The organism is Luteolibacter sp., assembly GCF_058122085.1.
On the sequence record NZ_JBIKBQ010000188.1, the window covers coordinates 1 to 3,478 of the forward strand.

The 3,478-nt window shown below is 58.7% G+C and carries 6 protein-coding genes and 1 pseudogene; 4 read left to right on the top strand and 3 right to left on the bottom strand.

What is annotated here, in order from left to right; genetic code table 11:
* Nucleotides 1-99: 99 nt before the first annotated feature.
* The 4 genes from AC4DF4_RS18190 (at nt 100) to AC4DF4_RS18205 (ending at nt 2,191) form a co-directional block, all read left to right on the top strand.
* Nucleotides 100-579, top strand: a complete 480-nt coding sequence (locus AC4DF4_RS18190) for a hypothetical protein (RefSeq protein ID WP_490049522.1) — start codon at nt 100-102, stop codon at nt 577-579.
* A 110-nt stretch (nt 580-689) separates the two neighbouring features.
* Nucleotides 690-1,199, top strand: coding sequence for a hypothetical protein (locus AC4DF4_RS18195; protein WP_490049517.1), 510 nt, complete (start codon nt 690-692; stop codon nt 1,197-1,199).
* 21 nt (nt 1,200-1,220) lie between these two features.
* Nucleotides 1,221-1,409 (top strand): hypothetical protein, encoded by a 189-nt coding sequence (locus tag AC4DF4_RS18200; RefSeq protein ID WP_490049518.1) that lies wholly within the window; start codon nt 1,221-1,223, stop codon nt 1,407-1,409.
* A 38-nt stretch (nt 1,410-1,447) separates the two neighbouring features.
* Complete coding sequence (locus AC4DF4_RS18205; RefSeq protein ID WP_490049519.1) at nt 1,448-2,191, top strand: hypothetical protein; 744 nt, start codon at nt 1,448-1,450, stop codon at nt 2,189-2,191.
* Between the two features lie 26 nt (nt 2,192-2,217).
* On the opposite strand, the gene tnpB is transcribed toward AC4DF4_RS18205, so the two are convergent.
* From tnpB to AC4DF4_RS18220, 3 genes and pseudogenes are all read right to left on the bottom strand, one after another.
* A complete protein-coding gene (gene tnpB / locus AC4DF4_RS18210; protein ID WP_490049520.1) occupies nt 2,218-2,553 on the bottom strand; it encodes an IS66 family insertion sequence element accessory protein TnpB in 336 nt (111 codons plus the stop codon).
* Nucleotides 2,550-2,846, bottom strand: a complete 297-nt coding sequence (gene tnpA / locus AC4DF4_RS18215; protein WP_490049521.1) for an IS66 family insertion sequence element accessory protein TnpA — start codon at nt 2,844-2,846, stop codon at nt 2,550-2,552. Before tnpA ends, tnpB begins: the two co-directional genes overlap by 4 nt.
* Nucleotides 2,847-3,057: 211 nt before the next feature.
* A pseudogene (locus tag AC4DF4_RS18220) lies at nt 3,058-3,478 on the bottom strand (hypothetical protein); the annotation flags it as partial.

Genomic DNA, 3,478 nt, shown 5'->3' on the forward strand with positions numbered 1-3,478 from the left:
CCCTGTCTGTTTACTCATGGTGTTGGTTGATTTGAAACGTTTGTTCAAACAGGCGATGTCGGAACATCGCCCGATCAACCAGCACCAATCGATTTTAACATTTTAACGAAAAAAAATCCTCTTCCCCCCGGTCTCGGCTGCGGCCAATTCGCAGGTCCCTTCGCGGGACAACTCGGAACCGAGTTGAAGATGGTGCTCGAACGATTCCTCACGCTGCACGGCGCATCGTTCCCCCAAATCAAAGCCGTTTACTTTGATCCCTACTCGCAGTGCTCCAACAGCCGACAGGAAATCCACGGCATTTCCCTGATGGTCCGACCGCTGCTCCAAGGCAACGCCGGAAAATCCCAGCTCTGCCAGCCGTCCGCTTATGCCGAAGCTAGCGATGATTTCTCCGACTGCATCCTCTTCAGCATTGTCGCTTGGGACCACGTCTCCTGGCCGGGCAACGACTACTTCGGCGGCAGTCGCTGCACCTGTATGCCAGTCACATGCCGAAGGTCCGCATCCACCCGGACTCGCCGCAGACACCGGCGCAGAAAGATTACATCCGGAATTGGTTGGCAGACTGAGGCATAAGCTTTCGCATTTCACCGGCCAATGCGGAGTTCCTCCACTACAAGCCGCCCCGTACGACTCGGAACCGCCGGAGGAGTGACGGCGCTCGAACGGCGTGATAAAGAGTTCTTGTGACTTCCGCCGAATACCGCCAGGCCATGGACGCGCTGCCCTTCGGCAAGCGGCTGCCCGGCGCGGTCTATCTCATCGATCCCGGCGAGGACTCGCGCATCCCATCGTTGCTCCGCATCACCGTGGCCGAGCTGCGGAAGCGTCTGGAAATCGGCCCCGAATTCAACTTGCTGAAATTCCACACGGCTTCCCCGGAGATCTCGTTCCTCGCCTACCCGGATTTCGAAAAGGACCCGCACCCCGCCTTGAAGGAGGCGGTCATCGTCGATCTGGTCACTGGCAAGACCCGAGCACCAGCTCCTGTTTTTCAAAGAACGCTTCCTCGCCAAGGACCACCCGGACCGCTCGAAAATGGACCGCTTCAGCTCCAAGTTCCGCAAGCTCGGACTGCGCGAGGAAACCATCGGCTACGGGCCGTCGAAGGAAAAGTGGGAGGCGTGGAATCGCGAGCGGCAGGAAAATTGACAACTGACCTCGCTCTCGCTAGAGTCTCCCCGTCGTCACCGTGACGCCTCAAATCATTTCGCCAGATGAAACCATCCAAAAAGATCAACCTGAAAAGCCGAGCCTCCGAAAAGATGGCCTCGCGCCGCGAGGATCGACTGCGCTTGGAAAACGGCGAAAGCCCGGAGGTGATTCAGCGTGAGAATTCGATCTTCCCTCCTGACTTTTTCGAGAAAGGCCGTTTTTCAAATCTTGCCTCCGTCGTTGGCAAGTGACCGACCGGGTGTCAGGCATCGAAGGCTATTTGGAATTCTTGCAATCCTTCCTCGCTCGATGCCCGGCGCAATTCCTGTTTGGTGGGCAAGCTGTCAATTTCTGGGCGGATTATTTCGACCGAAAGGGCGACGCTAAAGAACTCCATGCACTCCGCCCGTTCACCTCGAAAGACTGTGACATTTGGGTGAGTCCCCAGGCTTGGAACGAGATTCAAAAAGCTGAACGCGACCGTCTGGTGCGGGGCACTTCCCCAATCGACGGACAACTCGGAATCTTGACGCTACAACAATCTCCGCTCCGAATGGTCGATCTGATGTCGGGTGTCTATGGAATCCGACACGAGGAGCTTGCCCGTTTGTGTGAGCGGGCACCTGTCTTCAATGGCATCAAGGTCATCGATCCCATCTGTCTCTTTCGCAGCAAATGCCACTGCCTTCTCGGCCTGGACCAAAGCGACCGCCAAGACGCACGCCACGTCCGGATGTTGGCCTTGATTCTGCCGGAATATCTCTCCCTTCTCATTGATGACATTGACTCGGAAAATCTCAGTGACCGCGCACTTCTCAAGGAAATCAAACTCCTCAAGAAAATTCTCGGAACCCATGCCTGCCGGCGTGCCTTGGCACAGTTGGAAATCGATCCCGACTCCCTCATCCCGTGGAGCAAGTTGAAAACATGCGGGCTGGAGACGCTGGCCGCATACGCCCGCACCCAAAAGAATCATCCTACCTCAGACCCACAATCCTCGCCGCCACCGCCTCCCACTCCACCTCCGGCGTGAGATGGCACCAGCTCAGCCGAATCGCCTCATTCGCTTCGTCGTCGCTGTAGCCCATCGCCTTGATGGCATGGCTCGGCGTGTAGCTGCTGGACGTGCAAGCGGAGCCATTGGAGATCGCCACCAAGTCTTTGAGCGCCACGATCAGCGCCTCCGAGCCTTTTTGCCAAAATCCAAATTCCGATTCCATCCCAGTAGAGGAGTTTGACGCGGTCGCATTGGCGGTTGAGGAAGACGAATACTTTTCGCGAGAGCGGGTCTTCGCGCAGTTCGTCGCGCACGACGACGCTGAGGGTGTCGAAGCTTTTCCGCAGGTCGCAGGGGCGGGTGGCCAGGCAGACTTTGACGCTGTGGGTCAGGATCATGGCTGGGCGAGACGGGCTGGATGGATGCGCAGGATGATTCCGCCACCGAGTTCGAGTTCGACGAGCGGGCCGACGGGAGCGGGCCGGCGGTGCGCAGATTCAAGTTGGAACTCAAGGAATGCCGGTGGTTGTTCCGGGTCCGGGAGATTCGCTCTGGCGCGGCCCCGCCAGTTCATGAGTGTCTGATAGGAGACACCGCGGTGGCGGCAGAATGAAGCGGCGCTGCCGTCGTGGTGTTCAAACTCCCGGAGGATGCGGGCCTTCTGTTTGTCGGTGTGGCGTGTGCGTGACATGCCGGGATCCTGGCGGGGCGCGCGCAATGACCGAGGTTTTTCAAACGGCGGACGCTCGGGGGCTTACAAACGGGCATGGCATCCGTGTCCGCAACCTGCTGGCCGAGACGCAGCTTCCCGCCGGGGACAATGAATTCGTGTGGGACGGGTATGACGATGGCGTGCGCAACGCCGACGGCGACATCCTCCGCACTCGGGTACCCCCTGGGACCTACACCGTGAGGGGCCTGACCATGATGGAGAGGAGGCATTGCAAGGAGTAGTCTTTGCCCTTCTTGGCCCGCCAATCCGGAACCTGCCAACATAAAACCAACAAACGCCGGATTTCAACCATCGTGAGATCGGCGCGTGGAATGACGGCGTCCTCGACGTGTTGCAAATCGGCGGGCAGGCGGGCGGCCCGCAATGTGGCACAGGCCTTGGGACGCAGTTCGCGCACCCACAGCTGCTTGGGGCGGTTGTGGGTGGTGTAGTAATCCTGCCGGGCGCGCCCGTGCCCTTTGGTCTCACCTAACAATCTCCAGCCCTGCGCCTTGTAGCAGGTGCCACGGAACAACTGGCTATTGAGATAGTGATGTTTTTCGATGAGCGCGCGGTAACGATCACGTTCGATGGCATCGTCAGGATCGATC